24 protein-coding genes are annotated in these 20,745 nt (G+C 32.4%); 21 read left to right on the forward strand and 3 right to left on the reverse strand.

Annotation, left to right across the window (positions count from 1 at the left end; translation table 11 throughout):
• Position 1: 1 nt before the first annotated feature.
• The 10 genes from FN795_RS03520 to FN795_RS03565 all read left to right on the forward strand — a co-directional run bounded on the left by FN795_RS03520 (position 2) and on the right by FN795_RS03565 (position 8,049).
• Positions 2–841 carry a nucleotidyltransferase gene (locus FN795_RS03520; RefSeq protein ID WP_142449398.1) on the forward strand — a complete coding sequence of 280 codons (840 nt, stop codon included), beginning with the start codon at positions 2–4 and terminating at the stop codon, positions 839–841.
• 85 nt (positions 842–926) lie between these two features.
• Positions 927–1,295 carry a hypothetical protein gene (locus FN795_RS03525; RefSeq protein ID WP_244289938.1) on the forward strand — a complete coding sequence of 123 codons (369 nt, stop codon included), beginning with the start codon at positions 927–929 and terminating at the stop codon, positions 1,293–1,295.
• Complete coding sequence (locus tag FN795_RS03530; RefSeq protein ID WP_142449400.1) at positions 1,292–2,104, forward strand: hypothetical protein; 813 nt, start codon at positions 1,292–1,294, stop codon at positions 2,102–2,104. The genes FN795_RS03525 and FN795_RS03530 overlap by 4 nt, the downstream gene beginning before the upstream one ends.
• Entirely contained in the window at positions 2,104–3,948 is a 1,845-nt protein-coding gene (locus tag FN795_RS03535; protein ID WP_142449401.1) for a hypothetical protein, read from the forward strand. Before FN795_RS03530 ends, FN795_RS03535 begins: the two co-directional genes overlap by 1 nt.
• 6 nt (positions 3,949–3,954) lie before the next feature.
• On the forward strand, positions 3,955–4,596 hold the full coding sequence (locus FN795_RS03540) for a hypothetical protein (protein ID WP_142449402.1): 642 nt from the start codon (positions 3,955–3,957) through the stop codon (positions 4,594–4,596).
• Positions 4,596–4,997, forward strand: coding sequence for a hypothetical protein (locus tag FN795_RS03545; RefSeq protein WP_142449403.1), 402 nt, complete (start codon positions 4,596–4,598; stop codon positions 4,995–4,997). Before FN795_RS03540 ends, FN795_RS03545 begins: the two co-directional genes overlap by 1 nt.
• A gap of 226 nt (positions 4,998–5,223) precedes the next feature.
• Positions 5,224–6,114 carry a hypothetical protein gene (locus FN795_RS03550; RefSeq protein ID WP_142449404.1) on the forward strand — a complete coding sequence of 297 codons (891 nt, stop codon included), beginning with the start codon at positions 5,224–5,226 and terminating at the stop codon, positions 6,112–6,114.
• Positions 6,115–6,209: 95 nt separating this feature from the next.
• The gene (locus FN795_RS03555; RefSeq protein WP_142449405.1) at positions 6,210–6,578 is read left to right on the forward strand and encodes a hypothetical protein; all 369 of its coding nucleotides are present in this window, start codon (positions 6,210–6,212) and stop codon (positions 6,576–6,578) included.
• Between the two features lie 103 nt (positions 6,579–6,681).
• Positions 6,682–6,903 (forward strand): hypothetical protein, encoded by a 222-nt coding sequence (locus FN795_RS03560; protein ID WP_142449406.1) that lies wholly within the window; start codon positions 6,682–6,684, stop codon positions 6,901–6,903.
• A 249-nt stretch (positions 6,904–7,152) separates the two neighbouring features.
• Complete coding sequence (locus FN795_RS03565; protein ID WP_142449407.1) at positions 7,153–8,049, forward strand: hypothetical protein; 897 nt, start codon at positions 7,153–7,155, stop codon at positions 8,047–8,049.
• Positions 8,050–8,139: 90 nt separating this feature from the next.
• Here FN795_RS03565 and FN795_RS03570 read toward each other — a convergent pair whose 3' ends face one another.
• Positions 8,140–8,778, reverse strand: coding sequence for an NUDIX hydrolase (locus FN795_RS03570; RefSeq protein ID WP_142449408.1), 639 nt, complete (start codon positions 8,776–8,778; stop codon positions 8,140–8,142).
• A 7-nt stretch (positions 8,779–8,785) separates the two neighbouring features.
• On the opposite strand from FN795_RS03570, the gene pyrE reads away from it, so the two are divergent.
• The 3 genes from pyrE to FN795_RS03585 all read left to right on the forward strand — a co-directional run bounded on the left by pyrE (position 8,786) and on the right by FN795_RS03585 (position 10,846).
• Positions 8,786–9,430 carry an orotate phosphoribosyltransferase gene (gene pyrE, locus FN795_RS03575; protein ID WP_142449409.1) on the forward strand — a complete coding sequence of 215 codons (645 nt, stop codon included), beginning with the start codon at positions 8,786–8,788 and terminating at the stop codon, positions 9,428–9,430.
• A gap of 105 nt (positions 9,431–9,535) precedes the next feature.
• Positions 9,536–9,928, forward strand: a complete 393-nt coding sequence (locus FN795_RS03580) for a hypothetical protein (protein WP_035648399.1) — start codon at positions 9,536–9,538, stop codon at positions 9,926–9,928.
• Positions 9,929–10,186: 258 nt separating this feature from the next.
• Entirely contained in the window at positions 10,187–10,846 is a 660-nt protein-coding gene (locus FN795_RS03585; RefSeq protein WP_142449410.1) for a hypothetical protein, read from the forward strand.
• Between the two features lie 69 nt (positions 10,847–10,915).
• Here FN795_RS03585 and FN795_RS03590 read toward each other — a convergent pair whose 3' ends face one another.
• Positions 10,916–11,656, reverse strand: a complete 741-nt coding sequence (locus FN795_RS03590; protein WP_142449411.1) for a biotin--[acetyl-CoA-carboxylase] ligase — start codon at positions 11,654–11,656, stop codon at positions 10,916–10,918.
• A gap of 93 nt (positions 11,657–11,749) precedes the next feature.
• Here FN795_RS03590 and rsfS point away from each other — a divergent pair, with 93 nt between their 5' ends.
• The 8 genes from rsfS (at position 11,750) to FN795_RS03630 (ending at position 18,501) form a co-directional block, all read left to right on the forward strand.
• Positions 11,750–12,121 (forward strand): ribosome silencing factor, encoded by a 372-nt coding sequence (gene rsfS / locus FN795_RS03595; protein ID WP_007809313.1) that lies wholly within the window; start codon positions 11,750–11,752, stop codon positions 12,119–12,121.
• A gap of 15 nt (positions 12,122–12,136) precedes the next feature.
• The gene (ftsH, locus tag FN795_RS03600; protein ID WP_035648406.1) at positions 12,137–14,062 is read left to right on the forward strand and encodes an ATP-dependent zinc metalloprotease FtsH; all 1,926 of its coding nucleotides are present in this window, start codon (positions 12,137–12,139) and stop codon (positions 14,060–14,062) included.
• 114 nt (positions 14,063–14,176) lie between these two features.
• Positions 14,177–14,782, forward strand: a complete 606-nt coding sequence (locus FN795_RS03605; protein WP_035648408.1) for a lactate utilization protein B/C — start codon at positions 14,177–14,179, stop codon at positions 14,780–14,782.
• Between the two features lies 1 nt (position 14,783).
• Positions 14,784–15,674: a phosphatidate cytidylyltransferase gene (locus tag FN795_RS03610; RefSeq protein ID WP_142449412.1), complete on the forward strand. Its 891-nt coding sequence runs from the start codon at positions 14,784–14,786 to the stop codon at positions 15,672–15,674.
• Positions 15,664–16,317 (forward strand): phosphatidylserine decarboxylase family protein, encoded by a 654-nt coding sequence (locus tag FN795_RS03615; protein WP_142449413.1) that lies wholly within the window; start codon positions 15,664–15,666, stop codon positions 16,315–16,317. Before FN795_RS03610 ends, FN795_RS03615 begins: the two co-directional genes overlap by 11 nt.
• Positions 16,317–16,586, forward strand: coding sequence for an acyl-CoA-binding protein (locus FN795_RS03620; protein ID WP_035648415.1), 270 nt, complete (start codon positions 16,317–16,319; stop codon positions 16,584–16,586). The genes FN795_RS03615 and FN795_RS03620 overlap by 1 nt, the downstream gene beginning before the upstream one ends.
• A gap of 7 nt (positions 16,587–16,593) precedes the next feature.
• Complete coding sequence (locus tag FN795_RS03625; protein WP_142449414.1) at positions 16,594–17,376, forward strand: superoxide dismutase; 783 nt, start codon at positions 16,594–16,596, stop codon at positions 17,374–17,376.
• Between the two features lie 66 nt (positions 17,377–17,442).
• Positions 17,443–18,501, forward strand: a complete 1,059-nt coding sequence (locus FN795_RS03630; RefSeq protein WP_142449415.1) for a glycoside hydrolase family 130 protein — start codon at positions 17,443–17,445, stop codon at positions 18,499–18,501.
• A gap of 58 nt (positions 18,502–18,559) precedes the next feature.
• On the opposite strand, the gene FN795_RS03635 is transcribed toward FN795_RS03630, so the two are convergent.
• Positions 18,560–20,428: an alpha-amylase family glycosyl hydrolase gene (locus FN795_RS03635; protein ID WP_142449416.1), complete on the reverse strand. Its 1,869-nt coding sequence runs from the start codon at positions 20,426–20,428 to the stop codon at positions 18,560–18,562.
• Positions 20,429–20,745 lie beyond the last annotated feature (317 nt).

Here is a 20,745-nt window from a genome sequence, read left to right on the forward strand (position 1 = left end):
AATGGCAAGACAAATCGAATTAATACAAAAAGAAATTTTAGATCGGGTTGCTTCAGATGAAACGTTATCAGCTTTAAATTCGACCAGTAAAGTAGCTATATATCGTTTATATGCTCATGTAATCTCGTTTTCAATATGGGCGCTTGAAGTAGTTTTTGATAATCACAAAAAAGAAATTGACACTGCAATTTACGAGCAGAAATCAGGAACACCGAGATGGTATAGAAACATGTCGTTAGCATTTCAGTACGGATTTGATTTAATAGCTGATAGTGATCAGTTTGATAATACCGGATTTAATGATGATGCCATTGAAGCATCTAAAATTATAAAATACTGTTCTGTGAAAGAATCTACAGAAAGCAACAGACTAATCATAAAAGTTGCAAGCGAGGAAAGCGATTTCTTAACGCCTTTAGATAATACACAAATAGCAAGTTTTACAGAATACTTAAATGAGATTAAGTACGCAGGTGTAAAAATAGCCGTCGTTAACAATCCAGCAGATAAATTGCTTCTAAACATGATAATTTACAGGGATGTTTTGGTACTTGATGAAAACGGCAGCAGTATATTAAATGGTGGAAAGCCAGTTGAAGCTGAAATCAAAAGTTACATGAAATCCCTGCCTTTTGATGGTGAGTTAGTAATAAACGACCTTATAGAAAAATTAAGGTCTGTATCAGGTGTAATCAATGCACATATAGTTACAGCAACTTCAAGTTATTACGATGTTTTGACCTCGCAATATACAGAGTTTACACCAATTAATATAAAGACGATACCAATTGCCGGATATTTTGAAATTGTAAACTTTGATTCTGTAAGCTATGTGGTTTAATATAAATTTTGAAAAACTGGTATTGCTTTTAACACCAACTTTTCTAAGGAAAAAGGGTCTTATAGCTTATCTAAATTCACTCGTATTGCCTATTTCAAACCTTCACTATCAATGGAAAGTAAAAAGGTTAAGTGATTGGTACAAACTTAAACATACCGGACAGGTCTGTTATTTAAGGAAAGTGCTTAACGACAATCTAGACCCTTCACTTAGACGGATCTACATTGACGAAGGAAATTCCTTCAGACGAAAATACATTTATACAAGAGCAGAAAAAAAGCCTGTGTTTTTAGGTAAAATGTTCATTTATCAAAATGCCGAATACCTAAATACAGGAGCAGATTTTAACGTCTATGTTCCGTCTGAAATTATTAATCAATCAAAACATCAATTAGATGCCTTAATTGTTTTTTACAAACTGGCATCAAAACGATATAAAATTTACCCAATATGAATAGATTCAATTTTAATCAAAGTGTTGGATTTCCATTTGAAACTGATATTCTAGCAGATATGCAGACAGCCTATGAGCTGTTTAAAGCCTTTGGCTGGATTGTTGGGAATTTTTCAATTATACAAGGTTGCGAGGCGAACGGAAACGGTATTTCGGATGGTGTGGTTTTTATTAATGGCGAACCTCTACCTTTTAAGGGAGGTGTGCCGACAACAAATGTTATAATTGTTGAAACAAAACAGTCTCTCGAATTTGAAGATGGTAACTCACACGAAGTAAAATTTATCAGGCATGCCCAATTTGGAAGTGCAACAACGCAGTATCCGTGGGCTGATTTTAAGCGAGGTTTTGAAACTAAAAATATTCCTAAAGCATTAGCAGAAAAAGCAACTCAAACAGCTTTAGACTCATTGATTTCAAGAATCGCAATACTCGAAGCAAAACCAAGTAATATCCCATTAGGCTTAATTGCTATTTGGGGCAGACCATTGGCAGAAATTCCAGCCGGATGGGAAGAATATGTAAACTTGCGTGGACGAATGCCAGTCGGTTTAAATCCTGATGATCCTGATTTTGCCAATTTAGGAAGTGCAAACGGTTCGAAATCAAAAACACTGTCTATCGGTGAATTGCCAAGCCATTTCTTTAAATATATGAAGGCTAAAGCAGGACGTGGTTACAGAACCGCATCAGACGATTTTCCTTTCCAGCAATTTGAAGAAGCCAATACAAATACAATAGGTGGAGATCAACCATTTAGCATTATGAATCCGTACAGAATTGTACATTTTATTATATACAAAGGATAATGGCAATAACAGCTTTAAACACAATTAAAAACTGGTTCAAAACCGGTTTTGTTCCAACTCAGCAACAGTTTTGGGACACATGGGATAGTTTTCGCCATAAAAGCGAAAAAATTTCTTTAACTGATATGGATGGAATAGATGAACTTCTATTAAACAAAGTTGAGAATGAAATTTTTGAAGACCATATTTCAAATCCAAATTCTCATAGTGAACAGTTTAATTTAAAAGAAGATAAGTCAAAACGAGGTGTTGCAAATGGATATGCTCCTTTAAATGAAGTTGTCAAAATTGCCTCTGAATATTTAACAATTACTAATGATTTGATTTCAGGAGGTGAACATGCTTTGTTGTCAGCAGAACAGGGTAAGATTTTACAAAATCAAATCAATACAATTAATAATCTTTTAACCTCAGACAATGTAAATCTTGACACAGTTCAGGAGATAGTTGATGCAATTGAAGTGGTGCAAACTTCACTTAATACGATACTAGTTAATGATTTAACAACAGGAGGTGTAACCAAAGCCTTGACGGCTGAAATGGGGAAAAGTTTGAAGATTGCAGTAGATGCATTAACAACAGGTTTATCAGGAAAACAAGCTTCTTTGATTTCAGGTAACAATATCAAAACCATCAATGGGAATTCATTATTAGGCAGTGGTGATATGAGTATTGGGTTAACCCAAACATTGAAAACGATTACATCAGCGAACTTAACAACGCAAGATGTTGCTGGTTTTGTATCTTACATTAATGCTTTAAATCCCGTATTGGTTGTTGCTTCAAATGAAATTGTGGAATATCAATTATCAGACACTGGACGTACTTTTAAGCTGCTTTTAAATGGGCGTAGTTTTGGAATAGGACAACCTGCTATAACAACTTCGAATGTTGAAGCCGTAACTTTATGGATGAACAAAGATTTAACATTGAGCAATTATCCCAATACTCGTAATGATGGACAATTGCCTACCAATAAAGTTTTAAGTGCCGACGCTAATGGTAATTTAAGAATGTACACTATTGCCACAGCTCCGGCACCATATTTAGATATGTTAATACCGGATAGTTATTTACCAACAAACACAGGTAACTTCATTTTAAAAGGCGCTTTTTTTACACCATCAATGACTGTTCAAATTGTTGGACAAACGATCAACAACAAAACGTTTATTAGTGATAATGAGGTTCGTGTTAATGTTACAACCGGAAGTGCGGAAGGCTTTTTTGATGTCATTTTGAATAATGGTTTGAGTGCAACCTTTCCGGGCAGAATGCTAATTGTTTTAGGAAATGTTTACAATTATTCATCAAGTGATTTTCCTTCATTAACTAGCGCAATTTCGTCAGTAGATTCTAATTTAATTGTTTCAAATGTAACAGTTGTAAATCAGGCAATATCATCTAAAGCTCTTGATGTAACAAAAAATTGGAGATTTTCCTTCTATGTTGGTGTTTCTCCTTACTATGGAAACCTTACCAACAATCAAGTTCCAAATACTGGTGTAGATGCTTTTATGAATTTATGTTTTTTGGATGTCACAAATAATGCATTACAAATGCGTCATGTGTTTGTCGGTAATTCAACTTCTTACTTAGAGGCTGGTGCATATACTCCTTCAAATGCATTTTTATTTAGCGGTACAGGTTTTATAGAATTTTGGAATACACATGTAATTATTGAGTATCGTTACAACGCTTCAACTCGAATATTATCAAGTTATGCCAATGGTGTACTTAAAGGAAGTATAACCTTGACAACATCATTTCCTAACAATCTTAAAATACAATTTAGAACAAAGATGTTAGACATTTTTAATATTAAATACGTAGAAACGACTTAAAAAAATATGAGTGCAAAAATAGTTATTGAATACTACTTAGAGAAATTTCAAACAATGGGAAACATGAGTACAGACATTAGCTTTGACTGTTTACCATTTTTATATGCTCAGGAACCGGATTACAACATGAAAGGCTGTAAGGTTTCAAAATCATACTATGATAAAAGCGGACGCGAGGCGGTTCGTATTATATATGAAAAAATTCTAGGTGATTTCACATTCGAAGAAACGACATACAATAATATTTTCCTTGGTATGGGTAAATCCATTCACTATTATGATTGGGCGGGTGAAATTGCGTATACTAAAAAGTTACAGCCTTATTATTTCAGTTTGCAACCTGTTTTTGTTGGAGACGGAACTGAAACGATTAGTGGTTTTTCAAGTCAAAAACAGCGTAAAATCTTAAAAGAGGAACGTTATTCGGCTGATGAATGGTTAAATGCTCAAAACCCGAAATTATATGCCATGCTATATGCAAAATACGGTGTGATTTATCAAGCATATTTGCGAACAGGATATAAAGATGAATTAATAAACGCTTTTGATTCTGAGACTGATCCTGCAATCTTGACTGTTTTTAATAATCAGGTTTTTGGTATGGAGCCGATGACGGTGAAAGAACTTATTATCTTAAATCTTCAATAATGGGTTTTTTACTGTCAATTATAGCGTTAATCCTTTTTGTAATTATTTACATTTTGGATGAATTAACATCTTTATTTATAAATGTTCGTAAGAGAAAATGGTTTAAAGTAATATCAAAAAGAAAGTTTACAAAGGCATTTAAGATTGATGTTTTTGCAAATTATTTGTTTAGTGACTTTTGGACGCTAATTTTTTCAACAGGCGGATATGCGTTTGGACGCTTTGGTGAAACATTGTCTAGCTGTATAGGAAAGAAGAAAATAGAAAAAACACTCTCATGGTCAGGTTTACTATTGTATTACATCCTGTATGCAATTGACTTCAGCCAATGGAAAAATAAAGGACATTGTATCGCTTCAATTATGCTAGATAGGGAAATTGAAGAGTTTTTAAAAAGATAGTTTCAGGGGACGGAACTTAAAAAAGTCCTCCAACAAATTAATACTTTCTCAGAGTAATTTAATTTAGCACAAAGCCAGCGTTGGATGACAATAAGTCTTCTAACGCTGGCTTTGCTGTATTTTTAGTTGCGCAAAAGATTTAAATAATTAGTTTTAATTCAAAATAAAAGAAAAGATTTTATGCAGATTCAATTTAAAAAGATAATTTCGTACAAATAGTTAAAAAATGAATTCAATTCACAACAGACTGAAAGCTATAGAACCTATCCTTAGTTTAATAATGGCAATGATAGGTTTAGCAACTACTTTGCCTTATATTATTTATACAAAACAAGAAGGTGAAGAGTATATATTTGACATAATGATTATTATTGTCTTCGTTGCACTCGCAGGAGCATTTATTTATCTATACCTAATTAAGAAAAATATACTGTATCTTCTTATTTCTATTTTCGTTTTTTTTCATTTTGTTGTCTTCCCTTTTTGTTATACTTTCTTACTTAACTCAAATCCAAATAATTTAAAAATTGAACAAGACATATTACAATCTGAAAAATCAAATCAATATCTGCTGGTTAGGAAAATTTATGGAAAATCTAACATTGTTAAACAAAGAGTTCTTAATGATTTAATTAAAAATGAAAAAGATTTTATAAATCTAACACAAGAAAAGATAAGCGAAAATCAAATGTTTATTTTGTCAAACTATATTGTAATTTCGACATTCAGAACGATAGACAGAGGTGGTAAACACCCACCAGAACCAATAAACTGTTTTAATATTTATAAGAAAAATGGATCTTTCTTGTTATCTGTGAATGCAGATATTGATTATATTAACTTAAAGAATTTACTTATTAGTGAAATAGCTAATCTTAAAGATTTAGAAGTTAGAAAAAACAAGGCTATCGATGAAATTAATTCAAATAAATTTTGGTCTTATAAAAACGTACTACCGTATTCGATGAATATTTTCATTACTAGTAATTTAGTCCCAAAAAGCAAAATTGCTAACACAATATTTTTTATTCATAATATATTTATATTTTCATTTTTACTTACTATGATTATAAGCTACGTCCATACTATAATTACCAACAAGGAAAATGCCACCTAAAAAAAATAAATATATTTTTGTTCCAATTTAGCACATACATTTCTTAATTGACAATTAAAATCTAACGTAATTTTACTGTTCAAAAAATTACGATCATGACATCATCACAAGAATTAGAGGTTGATGCATATATACTTGCATCATCTCGGTTAAAAACAACTTCACGAGGTTATAAAGCACTTAAAATCTTACTAGAGCAAGGAAATTTATTGTACTGGTGTCTAGGCAAGGACAATACTCTTGAATTAGCAAAAGTGTTGATTTACCTGAATTTTAGATATGAACATGTAAGCGGTGGTCTACAATTGCGTGAGAACAGCAAATTAGATTATTATTACTTAGTTATGTACAGGAATAAACCAAAACCTAAAGTATATCAGCAAGAAAGTAAAGAACATCGCTTAGGGAAAATGGATTCAGAAGAAGGAAAACTTGGTTGGAACGAAAGACGATTTACACAATGATTAAACTGTATTTAAAAGCCGATACAATGTATCGGTTTTTAATTTTTTTTACCAATTGACTAAACTTTTATATATTTTTAGTATATACTTAAAAAACATACATATGAAAATTACATTACATCTTACAATAGAAGTGGAAAATGCCTCGCATGCAACTAGAGATCAAATCCAAAACAATTTGCGTTTATATAGAATAAATGACCCAGTAAATAATCGTGATCTAATCAATGAGTTTGGCTTAGATGAAAAACCTTTGATGATTGATCATATAGAACAAATAACTGCTGGTCTAGAAGAGCATTATACCATAAAAATAAGAGGATAACTAAAAGCCAATACAAATGTATTGGCTTTTAGTTTTTTTTGATACTTTTGGCTTCGTAAAACCTTACTTTTGGTTTTTCCGATTATAACAGCATCCCGATAAAAGGGCGAATACGCGCAAAGAGAATTAGCCCTTTTATCGGGATGGTGGCACGCCCAACTATTTAAACTTCAAATTTTAATCATCAACCGCAACGCAACCTTTTCAAGCTTTTTGTACTTATAAAATATAACGTAAACAAAAAGTAAAATGAAAAAAATAGCAATATTACTTATTGGACTTTGCATGATTTCATGCTCGAATGAAGAATTGGGTAATTCTGAAATTAAAAGTAAACTTATTAGTATTGAGGAAAATCAATATCTGGATAATGAATTATGGATACATAAAGTTTACAATTTTGATGACAATAAATTGATAAATATTAAATATGAAAACTCTGATTTTGGCGATGAATATACTTATAATGAAAAAGGATTAGTTTCTAAAGTAGTTGAAAATGTAGACATTGGCAAAGTTTTAAAAACAACAACATACACATACGATGATAAAGGCAGAATAATTGAATACAACCAGATTCCAGGTAACGTTGATCTTAATTTAAGTGCTTTTAAATATACCTTTACATATCTTTCAGATAGAATACTTCGTGCATTTAAATCCCAATCAGGATACTCCGAAACAATCGAGTTTTTCGTCGATGCAAACTATAATATTATCAAAAAAACAATAGCAAATAGCGACTATAGCTACATTTTTACATATGAAAATGGCAATCTCACAGAGGCTTCTGAATTTAATAAAAATAGTAAAGGTACTTCTGTAAATTACAAGTATAGCAATTTAAAAAATGAACTTCAGATCAATCAATTCATTTTTGGAAAAGAATGGAAGCTAAATAGTTTTTTATGTCGTTTACATCCTGGTAATTCTATTTTAACTGGGATTTCTGAAAACTTGATTTCTGAATATTTGACTACTTTTAGAAACCCGATAAATCCTGATAAACAAACAGATATCACAAAGTTCATTTATAACATGAATGACAAAAATCAAATGGAGAAACAGACTGTCTTACGTACGGCAACAACTAACGGAATCGTTGATGTTAACTCACGAACTGAAATTTCATATAAATATGAATAGCTCTTTTTATGAGTCTTTAACATTTTAAGATATTAAAAAAGCCCAATAACATTTGTTACCGGGCTTTTTTGTAGCTTTTTGTTTAGGAATTTAAGATTCTAAATTTTCTTCTTTTTTTTTAATATCTACCGAAGCGCGATTTTCTTCTTGAAACAATAATTTAATATTTTCATAGGAGTTTTTAAGCGCTTCCTTGATTTGTTCTGGGTTTAGCCAGGCAACTTTTTCTATTCCTTCTTCAAGTTGTCCGTGTGGTGTTCCCTCAAAATCAGATTGCATTTCAAACCAATGCGTAATTTTAAGTTTGTATTTTCCGTTACGTTTAAAGATATGATAGGTCTTTTGAAGTTTATTCGTAATACGAAGCTTGTTTACCCCTGTCTCCTCCTCTACCTCACGCATTGCTGTGGCTTCAATGTCCTCGCCCTTCTCGATTCCGCCTTTTGGAAGGTCCCATTTTCCGTTTCTGAAAATAAATAAAACCTCTCCTTTCTTATTGTATACAAAACCTCCACCGGCTTTGTTAACCGGAATTTTGGCTTTAAGGGTCTTCATGATCTCACTTTCATCTGGATGATAAAGAATAGCTTTTTGAATTTTATTTTGAAAAATTTTTATGATAAGCTGTTCGATATCAATACTCTCCAACAAGAACAATTGGAAATCTGTTTCTTTCGAGATTTCATTTGTCAAAAAAAGTGGTTTGTCGTTTACAAAAACTTTATACATTTGTATTATGATTTTTAATAAAGATACTGCCGAAAAAACAGCCGAATTGCTTTTGCAAATAAATGCAATTAAATTGAATCCCGAAAATCCTTTTACGTGGGCTTCTGGTTGGAAATCTCCTATTTACTGTGATAATAGGTTAATTCTTTCATTTCCGAGCATCAGAAACTATGTTCGTGATGAATTTGCTAAAAACATTGAAAAACAATTTGGAAAGCCTGATGTAATTGCTGGTGTTGCTACCGGAGCCATTGGTGTTGGAATTTTGGTTGCCGAAAGTTTAGGTCTTCCTTTCGTATATGTGCGTCCGGAGCCAAAAAAACACGGAAGACAAAACCAAGTTGAAGGTTTTTTACAAAAAGGACAAAATGTTGTTGTTGTTGAAGATTTGATTAGTACCGGAAAAAGCAGTTTGATGGCTGTTGAAGCTTTAAGAAGTGAAGGTGCAAACATTAAAGGTATGGCTGCAATTTTCACATACGGTTTTAGTGTTGCCGAAGAAAATTTTAAAGAAGCTAATATTGATTTATTCACATTAAGCAACTACGAAAATCTTCTTGATTTGGCCGTTCAAAAACAATATATAACAGAAGATCAACAATCTACCTTACTTGAATGGAACGCAAGTCCATCAACTTGGGGACAGGAATAAATTCAGGTTTTAAATCGTCGATTTCTGATTTTTAGAATTTACGATTTAAAATTTTGGAATTTAATTTGTTGTCATTCTTTAAAACAAATAAAAAACAAATTTAATATGAACTTAGAAAGTCCAAAAGTTACAGTTCAGAAATCAGCTCAGGATTTATTTGACCAACTGACTGACGTAAAGAATTTTGAAAAATTAATGCCGGATAACATTGCTAAATTTGAAGTGACTGGCGAAGACGCTTTTATTTTTGGATTGAAAGGTATGCCGGAAATCAAATTAAAAATGAAAGACAAAGTGGCTCCAAACAAAATTGTTTTAGGTGCTGCGAGTGATAAACTTCCGTTTACTTTGACTTCAAATATTGATAGTATTTCTGATTCAGAAAGTGCGGTTCAGTTATTTTTTGAAGGTGAATTCAATGCGATGATGGCCATGATGATCAAAGGACCAATCAGCAAGTTTATCGAAACTCTTGCTAACAATATGAATAAACTTTAATAATGGTGAATTATTAATTGTGAATTATAAATGAAATGCCCGATTAAAATCGGGCATTTTTTTGTTTCACGCAGATCTTGCAGATTAAGGAGATTTATTTCCCAGTATAGCTAAAAAACTTAGAACCTTAGAATCTTAGCATCTTAGAACCTTCCAAAAAAAACACTTCATCCGTAAAAAATTACAGTTCAGAAACAAAAATTATTCTCCATTGAAATATTGATCGAAGTTTGAATCATCAAACTAAAACATATCAAAATGGAACCAGCTATTACGATTTTAATTTACATTCATGCTTTTTTTGGCGGAATTGGACTAATTACAGGAATTGGAAGTATCGTTGTTAAAAAAGGCGGAAAACTTCATAAAAGAATGGGAAAATTATTTTCCATCGGAATGATAACCAGCTCCTTAATTTCACTGCCAATTTGCTGGATGCCAAAACATCAAAATATCTTTTTATTCCTTATCGGATTATTTACAATCTATTTAGTTATTTCAGGAAACAGAGCTTTGAGTTTTAAAACAAAAACGAAAGCTGATTTATTGGACAGAATAATCTCGGGAACTATGCTTTTCTTTTCTATAATAATGATTTCAATTGGTTTATACTGTCAGCTAAACAACATTTCAAACGGAATATTATTCACATTTTTCGGCGGATTTGGGCTTTTCATGACCGTAAAGGATTTTATCTTTTTCAGAAATTTTTCAGAAACCAATAGAAATTGGCTTTCAAAACACATTGGAAAAATGGTTGGCGCTTTAATCGCTTCAATTACAGCCTACATAGTTGCCGGATTAGGAATTGGCAGTTTAATTGCATGGATAATGCCATCAATTTTAGGCACATTCTATATCATTTACTGGAACAGAAAAATAGAGCCAAAAGCAAAAACAATAATCAACCCAAGTTAAGCGGTTTCATTAGGAAAACCTTAGTCCAGATAGCTATCGGGGTAGCATCTTAGAAACTAAGCGCCTTTTTTAATAAAGCATCTGAATTTCTTTAATCTCAAATTCTGAAACTGAATCATCTTCAAGCAAAACTTGCAATTTTCCAGTTGATGAAACACCTTGGATAATTCCCATGAAATTTTGTCCAAAATTATCAGAATTAAGATTTTTAAATGGCATTGGAATACCTTTTCGGAACAATGTATTATAATATTCACTCCAAAAAACAGATGCTGAGGTTTCCCAGGAATTGATTTTTTCTTTGATTTTTTCGATAATCAATTCAGGCAATACTGTCTTATCAAGAGGTTTTCCTAAAATTACGGCCAAAGAAGAGGCATTTGGCAATTCATCAAAATTAGTCTGATTAACATTCAGACCCAAGCCAACAACTGACACGATTCTGCCATCACTTTTGATGGTGTTTTCAATTAGTATGCCACCAATTTTTTTATTGTATGACATAATGTCGTTTGGCCATTTTATACTTAAATCAGGAATATTTAATGATTTCAGGGCTTCAATAACACTTAATGAAACTATTAAACTTAAATTAAAAAACTGTTCGTTGTCAAACATGAAATCCTTTATCAAGGCACTCATAATTAAGTTTTTACCTGATTCCGACTGCCACTTCGAGCCCATTTGCCCCTTTCCTTTTGTCTGATTTTCAGCCGTTACCACAGTAAAATTATCCAAATCATCCTTGCTTGATATTGCTTTTAGAAAGTCATTTGTAGAATCTATGGCATCGAGTTTGATTAGTTTCATTCAGGTAATTTAAATTAACTTAATTTAATATTTTGTTAAGGTTCAAAAATAATCACAAATTTTGGTAACTTTACAAATTCATAAAAATAATTCATGGCGAAAAAGACTATTAATAATGATGTTCTATTGGCGAACATAATCAAAGGGATTGAGGAAGTAAAAGGAAATGATATCGATATTCTTGACTTAAGAGAAATTGACACGGCTGTATGCGACTATTTTGTTATTTGCAACGGTAGCTCAAATACCCAAGTTAACGCCATTGTAAACTCAATTCAAAAAACAGTATCTAAAGACTTAAAAGATAAACCCTGGCACGTAGAAGGAACCGATAACGCGGAATGGGTTCTGATGGATTATGTGCATATCGTGGTACATGTTTTCCAAAAACACATTCGTGAATACTATAATATCGAAAGCCTTTGGGGTGACGCCAAAATAACTACAATCGAAAACAAATACTAAAGAAAAAATTTTCTAATGGCTAAAGATAATAATCCAAATCCGAATAAATTTAAAATAAGTCCTTGGTTAATATATACCGCAATACTTTTAGTTTTTTTATTTATAAGTTTTGCAACCGGAGGATCTAACTTAAGCGAACCTGCTCAATTGACTTCTTCTAAATTCAATACGCTTTTAGAAAAAGGACAAATTGAAAAAGTTATCGTTTATAATAAAGCTGAAGCTGAAGTATACCTTACTGCTGCTGCATTAAAAGACAAAGCAAACGAAAAGGTTTCAAAAGATATTTTTAAAAATCCAAACAAAGGACCTCATTATACCTTAGAAATCGGTAACGATCAGATTTTCCAAACCAAACTTGAAAAAGCGGTTGGTGAAGGAAAACTGAAAGATTTTAATTTTCTTCAAAAAAACAATTGGAGTGATATTTTAATCAGCCTACTTCCTATCATTATCATTATTGGTGTATGGATTTTCATTATGCGTAAAATGTCTGGCGGAGGCGCTGGCGGAGGCGGACAGATTTTCAATATCGGAAAATCTAAAGCAAAGCTTTTTGATGAAAAAACAGATATCAAAACAACATTTAAAGATGTTGCAGGTTTAGAAGGTGCAAAAGAAGAAATTCAGGAAATCGTTGAATTCCTTAAAAATCCAGAAAAATATACGAATCTTGGAGGTAAAATTCCAAAAGGAGCTTTACTTGTAGGACCTCCGGGAACTGGTAAAACTTTGCTTGCAAAAGCAGTTGCAGGAGAAGCTCAAGTACCTTTCTTCTCTTTATCAGGTTCTGATTTCGTTGAAATGTTCGTAGGGGTTGGTGCATCTCGTGTACGTGACTTATTCAAACAAGCAAAAGAAAAATCTCCAGCAATTATTTTTATTGATGAGATTGATGCTGTTGGTAGAGCAAGAGGAAAAAGTAATATGTCTGGAGGAAACGACGAGAGAGAAAATACTTTGAACCAATTATTGACAGAAATGGATGGTTTTGGTACAAACTCAAACGTAATTGTTTTAGCTGCAACAAACAGAGCTGATGTTCTTGATAAAGCATTAATGCGTGCTGGACGTTTTGACAGACAAATTTTTGTTGATTTACCAGACATTCGCGAAAGAGCTGAAATTTTCCAAGTTCACTTGAAACCAATCAAAAAAGTTGAAGGTTTAGATCTTGATTTCTTAGCAAAACAAACTCCAGGATTCTCTGGTGCAGATATCGCAAATGTATGTAACGAAGCTGCATTAATTGCTGCTCGTAACAATAAAGATGCTGTTGACAAACAAGATTTCCTTGATGCAGTTGATAGAATCATTGGTGGTCTTGAAAAGAAAAATAAAATCATTACTCCAGACGAAAAAAGAGCAATTGCAATTCACGAAGCGGGTCACGCAACTGTAAGCTGGATGTTAGAGCACGCTGCTCCACTTATTAAAGTAACAATCGTTCCTCGTGGACAAAGTTTAGGAGCTGCATGGTACCTTCCAGAAGAAAGACAAATCGTAAGAACAGATCAAATGTTAGACGAAATGTGTGCTACAATGGGCGGTAGAGCTGCTGAAAAAGTAACTTTTGACCGAATTTCAACGGGAGCATTAAGCGATTTAGAAAAAGTAACACGTCAAGCTCGTGCGATGGTAACTATTTATGGTTTAAATGATAAAATCGGAAATGTTACTTATTACGATTCAACAGGACAAAGTGAATACAATTTCTCAAAACCATATTCTGATGAAACTGCAAAAATTATCGATGCTGAAATCTCAGAATTAATTGAAGGCCAATACCAAAGAGCTATTCAAATTCTTGAGGAAAACAAAGACAAATTGAATCAGCTTGCTGATATCTTAATAGAAAAAGAAGTTATTTTTAAAGATGACTTAGAAACAATTTTCGGAAAACGCACTTTTGATAAAAATCTAGAAGAAGTGGTTTCGTAAATTATTCAGAAATATGTAATATTTTTTAAAATCTTAATTCAAAATAGCCTTTTGAATTAAGATTTTTTTATCTTTGAACGTTTTCAATTAACATGTAAAGTATTTCATATAAAAATGAATTTTTTCAAAAAAATATTTGGCTCAAGTGATGCCGCTTCTGATGAGGAGAATGAAAGCGAATATGGAGGGAATCCTATTCAAAACAGTCATTTATCTATAGATGAGCAATTCATTTTTAATTTCAAGAAAAATGGCGGTAAATTTTTGTATTGTGAAAACACACAAGAAGTTGCTGAACAATTTGAAAATATTTTAGAAGAAAATGATTGGTTTGAAAATGAAGTTCTGTGTTATGAACCTGCTCTTTTTCATTTATTAGAAGAAAATAAATTACTTTATATTTCACCTAGAAACCCTAAATTTTTATTGGCTTCCTGCGAAAACTTAATTGCCGATGAAGGTTCTATTTTATTTTCATCAAAACAAATCAGACAGGACAAACCTAACGAACTTCCTGCAAACATTGTAATAATTGCTACTACAAGCCAGATTCTGCCAATGAAAAGCGACGGATTAAGCGCAATTAAACGCAAATACGAAAGAGACTACCCAACCAACATTACCACTATAAAATATTTCGAAAAGGCAAAAGAGGAAGATTTTACCCAATACGGAAGTGTTGCCAAAAATCTTTATTTACTGCTTTTAGAAGATCTTTAAGATGAACGAAACATTGAAGAGAACCATTTCTGGTGCTGTTTATATCGCTTTACTGCTTACCTCTATTCTGTTTTCTACTGAAAGCTTTATCATTCTTTTTGGAATTTTCTTGATTATTACAATTTATGAATTTTGCAATCTTGTGAATCTTAATAAAGCATTTTCAATTGTCTTTGGAATTCTGCTGTATTCAACAGTTTTATTAATTAGTCATTACAATAAAGAAACTACTTTATTTCTGAACAAAACCTTTAATTCAGATTTCGATTTAACTACCAATATTCAGCAGTTGGATTTAGTCTTACTTGCTGTAACAATTGTAATTTCTATAAAATGTATTTTATTTTTATTTTATGATTCGGTTCAAAAAATAAGTACCTCTTCAAAATATTTATATTTACTAGGATACGTAACACTTCCATTTATTTTTATTGTTAAAATCTCATTTGGAACAAATGATTACAATCCAAAAATTATTCTTGGATTATTCATCTTGATTTGGACAAATGATACATTTGCTTATTTGGTTGGAAAATCAATGGGAAAACATAAATTGTTTGAAAGAGTTTCTCCTAAAAAAACGATCGAAGGATTTTTGGGCGGTGCTGTTTTTGCAGCTTTTGCTGGTTATTTAATATCAAAATTATACATTCAGCCTAATCCTGAGTTTAGCAGCAGATCCATTTTAATCTGGACTATAATTGCTGTAATTGTGAGTATTTTTGGCACAATTGGCGATTTAATTGAATCCAAATTTAAAAGAATTGCTGGCGTAAAGGACAGTGGCTCAATAATGCCGGGACACGGAGGTATTCTAGATCGCTTAGATAGTGTTATATTTGTAGCACCAATTATATTTTTATTTTATCAAATTTTATATTATGTTTCATAAAGAAGGAGGACCATCCATTTTATTAGGTACCGTTTTTGCAGTAGCCTTGCTTTTAATAGCTGAAAAGTTCATTGATATTACATGGCTTAGAATGCTAGTTCAAATTTTTGGCGTAGTAGTTTTGATTATTATTTTACAATTCTTTAGAAACCCTAAAAGAATTGCGATTCGCAACAGCGACCATATTCTTGCTCCTGTTGACGGAAAAGTTGTGGTTATTGAAGAAGTTTACGAAGGTGAATTTTTCAAAGACAAACGTTTACAGGTTTCAATCTTTATGTCGCCAATAAACGTACACGTTACGCGTTACGCAATGGACGGAATTATCAAATTCAGTAAATATCATCCTGGAAAATTTTTGGTTGCATGGCATCCAAAAGCAAGCGAGGAAAATGAAAGAACTACTGTTGTAATCGAAAATGATACTTTTGGGGCTGTTCTTTACAGACAAATCGCAGGAGCTTTGGCACGAAGAATTGTAAATTATGCTAAAGAAGGAATGCAGGTTGTTCAGGGAACTGATGCCGGTTTTATTAAATTTGGTTCAAGAGTAGATTTATTTTTACCTTTAGGTACTCCAATTGATGTGGTCTTAGGCCAAAAAGCAATTGGTGGAAAAACGATTATAGCTACAAAAGCTTAATGACTGAAAAAGATTTAGATACACGTTTTTCTGAAGCTGTTGAAGCTGCAATGCATATGACTCAGGCATCATTGCCACAAGATGTGCAGTTAAGACTTTATGCGTATTATAAACAAGCTACTTTTGGAACAGCGGTTTATAATCAATCACAAAATTTTGATTTAAGAGATGCATTCAAAACAAATGCATGGATGCAAATAAGTCACATTTCAATTGATGAAGCGAAAGAAAATTATATCGAAATCATTAATTCACTAACATCAAAATAAATTAATTATGAAGGCAAACATTACTCGTTTTGGCATTTTAGCTTCATTTTTTGTATTATTTTCTTGTAACGACAGTAATAAACTGACTGAAGTTGTTGAGGTTCCTTTGCCAACTAAAGAAGAAAAAATTACTATCGGATCTCCTGATGAAGTAACGGTAGCGCCAGGTTCTTTTGGGCTTACAAAACTGCCTTTTTCTTATGATGGATTAGCCCCGGATATTCGTTCTCTTACTTTAGAAACACATTATTCAAAACATTATGTCACCTATACGAATAATCTAAATAAAGAAATTCTTTCAACCGAGTATGAAAATATGCCGATTGAGGATATCTTAAAAAAGATGGATCTAAGTAATGCTAAACTTCGTCAAAATGCTGGTGGTTATTACAATCACACTATGTATTTTAACTTACTGACGCAAAAAGAACAGACCCCAAAAGATACGTTGGCAGGTTCAATTAATAAAGAATTTGGTTCTTTTAACAATCTTACTAATCAGTTTAAAGGTCAAGCCGAAAAACAATTTGGTTCGGGCTGGGTTTGGTTGGTAGTTGACCTATATGGAAAACTACAAGTAACAACAACAGAGAATCAAGATAACCCTTTAATGAAAAATGCCGTGATTCGCGGAACTCCAATTTTAGGAATCGATTTATGGGAACATGCTTATTATCTTGATTACCAAAACAGAAAAGGAAGTTATATTGATGCTTTTTACAAACATATAAATTGGGAAAAAGCAAACGAAAACTACAAAGAAGCTTTGAAAAAAGTTAAAAAAGTATAATTAAAGAGCTGATACTAAAATAAGTATCAGCTTTTTTTTATAACTTAATGTTCTGATTTAAAGAACATGAAAGATATTGCCAATCGATTTATCGAAAATCCGCTGCTGTCGCCTACAGATATTCCTCCAAGCAGAGAAGGATTAGAAATTAGTTGCCTGTTGAATCCTGGCGTATTTCAATTTCAAAATAAAATATGGCTGGCAGTAAGGGTTGCAGAAAGGCCAAAACAAATAGAAAACCTCATTTCGTTTCCAATTTTAACTGAAACAGGTACAATTCAAATCATAGAAATCCTAAAAGATCATCCCGAATTAATTGCTAACGATGCCCGTGTTATTAATTACCAAGGAATTGATTTTCTGACAACATTATCGCATATTAGATTATTATGCAGTGATGATGGAAAACATTTCTATGAACCGGATGATTATCCGCATTTAGTGGGAGAAGGAATTCTCGAAACTTTCGGAATTGAAGATTGCCGTGTTTCTTTTATCGAAGGAAAATATTACCTAACTTTTACCTCAGTGTCAGGAAACGGCGTTGGAGTTGGCTTAAGAACAACGACTGATTGGAAAGTTTTTCAAAAACACGGAATGATTTTGCCTCCTCATAATAAAGATTGTGCGATTTTTGAAGAAAAAATAAACGGGTTATTTTACGCACTACACCGTCCAAGTAGTGTTGATATTGGTGGAAATTATATCTGGATCGCCTCGTCACCTGATGGCATTCATTGGGGAAATCACAAATGTATTATCAAGACAAGAAAAGAACTCTGGGACAGTAAACGTGTTGGTGCCGGCGCTGCACCAATAAAAACAGAAAAAGGTTGGCTGGAAATTTACCACGGAGCCAATGAACATCATCAATATTGCTTAGGAGCTTTTTTAATGGATCTTGAAAATCCTTCAAAAGTAATTTCAAGAACTGAAAATCCAATTATGTATCCGAAAACAGATTACGAATTAAGCGGATTTTTTGGAAATGTTGTTTTTACAAATGGTCATATTATCGCGCCAGACGGAGATACTCTAACGATTTATTATGGCGCTTCGGATGAATTTGTTTGCGGCGCTCTCTTTTCAATTAAAGAAATACTATCGCTTTTAATAGATATATAAAAAAAACTGGTTTAGAAATTAACCCATTCTAAACCAGTTTTTTATTTAAATTTTTAAATTAATTTACTTCATAAATAAATGATTCCGAAGGCCCTATTTTTACTAGCGCTGTTCCTTCTCCATTTTTTACGGTAAAATACGTTTTGCTTTTTGAATATAATTTATCTACCAGTACATAAGAACCGTCTTTCAATTTCCATTTTGAAATAACATCAGCTGGAACTTTTAACTCAAATTCACTTGTTTTTTCTGAAGAAAAATTAGTAACAACAATCAGTTTTTGTTTTTCAGACCAACGAACATACGAGTAAATCAATTCGCCATAACTATTATTTTGACGGTTTACAGATTGTATTTCCTGAAAACTTCCCATCAAAGCCGAACTTTTAATCGAAAAATTTAAAAGTCTTTTATAAAAATCGCGCAAGCTTTTCTCTGAATCAGATAATTTCCCTCCATCAAATTTTCCGTCGTTCATCCATTTTTGATGATTGGGAACTCCAATATAATCAAAAATCGAAGTTCTGGAACGCTTTCCAAACCCAGCGTCCTCATTTCCGGCCTCTCCTACTTCTTGTCCAAAATAAATCATCGTTGGTGAAGTGCTAATCGTTGCCGAAACAACCATTAAAGGTTTTCCGCGTTCTGGAGTTCCTGCAAATTCAGGACTTGATAAACGCTGTTCATCGTGATTATCCAAAAAATGAAGCATATGATGTTCAATATCTGACATTCTATTTTGAATATCTGACAAACCATCTGGCGACGATTTTCCTCGAATTACATCTTTTAATTTATCATACGTTTCTACTTTATCATATAAATAATCCATTTTTCCTAAACGAATATAATTTCGATATTCGTTCGGATTATAAACTTCAGCCAATAAAAAAGCATCCGGATTTTTCATTTTGATCGCAGAATTCATATAACTCCAAAATTCATACGGAACCATTTCGGCCATATCATAACGAAAACCATCTACACCTTTTGCCGTCCAATACAAAGCAATATCTCTGAACTTTTTCCATGAATTTGGTACATCTTTGTCTTGCCAAAAAGCAAAATGTTCTTGATACGATTTTTGATCATATCCTGCTGGAAGTTCAGGAAAATCTTTCGAGCCATCTGGACGAACACCATAATTTACTTTTACAGTTTCATACCAATCGTTTTGGTCTGGTCTTGCTTTTCGGGAGCCATTTCCTGTCCATTTTGCCGGATTTTCTAAAAATTTCCCATCAATAAGCGGATTTTTTTCTCCGTTTAAAGGAACATCGTTATCTGGAATTTCAAAAGGAGAATTTGGAATATAATAGAAATTATTATCTCTTTTATATTCAACGGTAACATCATCATCAGCACCGAAATCACGCACGCCTTCTGGATTGTTTTTTCCTTCATATTTTCTGGCAATATGATTTGGAACAATATCAATAATCAATTTCAAGCCTGCTTTATGCGTGCGCGAAATTAAAGCTTCAAATTCCTGCAATCTGTTTGCCGGATTTTCTGCCAAATCTGGATTTACATTATAATAATCTTTTACTGCATAAGGAGAACCGGCACGTCCTTTAACCACTTCTGGGTCATCATTAGAAATTCCGAAAGCAGTGTAATCACGAACCAATGCATGATGCGGAACGCCTGTGTACCAAATATAAGTTACTCCTAAATCCTTTATTTCATGAAGCGCTTTATCTGTAAAATCATTAAACTTTCCAACGCCATTTTCTTCAATTGTCCCCCATGGTTTGTTTGTCGTATTTTTATTTCCAAACAAACGTGTAAAAACTTGATAAACCACAACTTTATTCGTTGGAGCATTTTCTTCTTTTGACGTACTCATTTTTAAATCTTTTGTTTTGCATGCCGAAAAAAGCACACTTGCTGCCATTCCTGCAACAAAAATTCGTTTATTTATCATATTCTTTATATAATCAGGCTTTTTTGAGATTTCAGAATAAATTTGGCTTCTAAAACCATTTACTAAATTTAGTCTAATTTTTAAAACTGAAATAAAAGTGATTTCAAATTGTTTTAAAATCACGGAAAAATAGTTTACTACAACGTGAGAGTTTGATGTTTTGTTGATAAAATTTAAAGATTCAGAATTCCAGAATAAGGAAGACACAAAAACTCTTAAATAGCATTAAAAATGCAATAAAAAATCAATTTTAAACTTTAAAACTTTTCCCCTTTGTACCTCTGAACCTAAAAATATAAATTAATCCTAATAACAAT

Origin of the sequence: Flavobacterium resistens (assembly GCF_900182645.1) — a bacterium.
Classification (GTDB): Bacteria; Bacteroidota; Bacteroidia; order Flavobacteriales; family Flavobacteriaceae; genus Flavobacterium; species Flavobacterium resistens.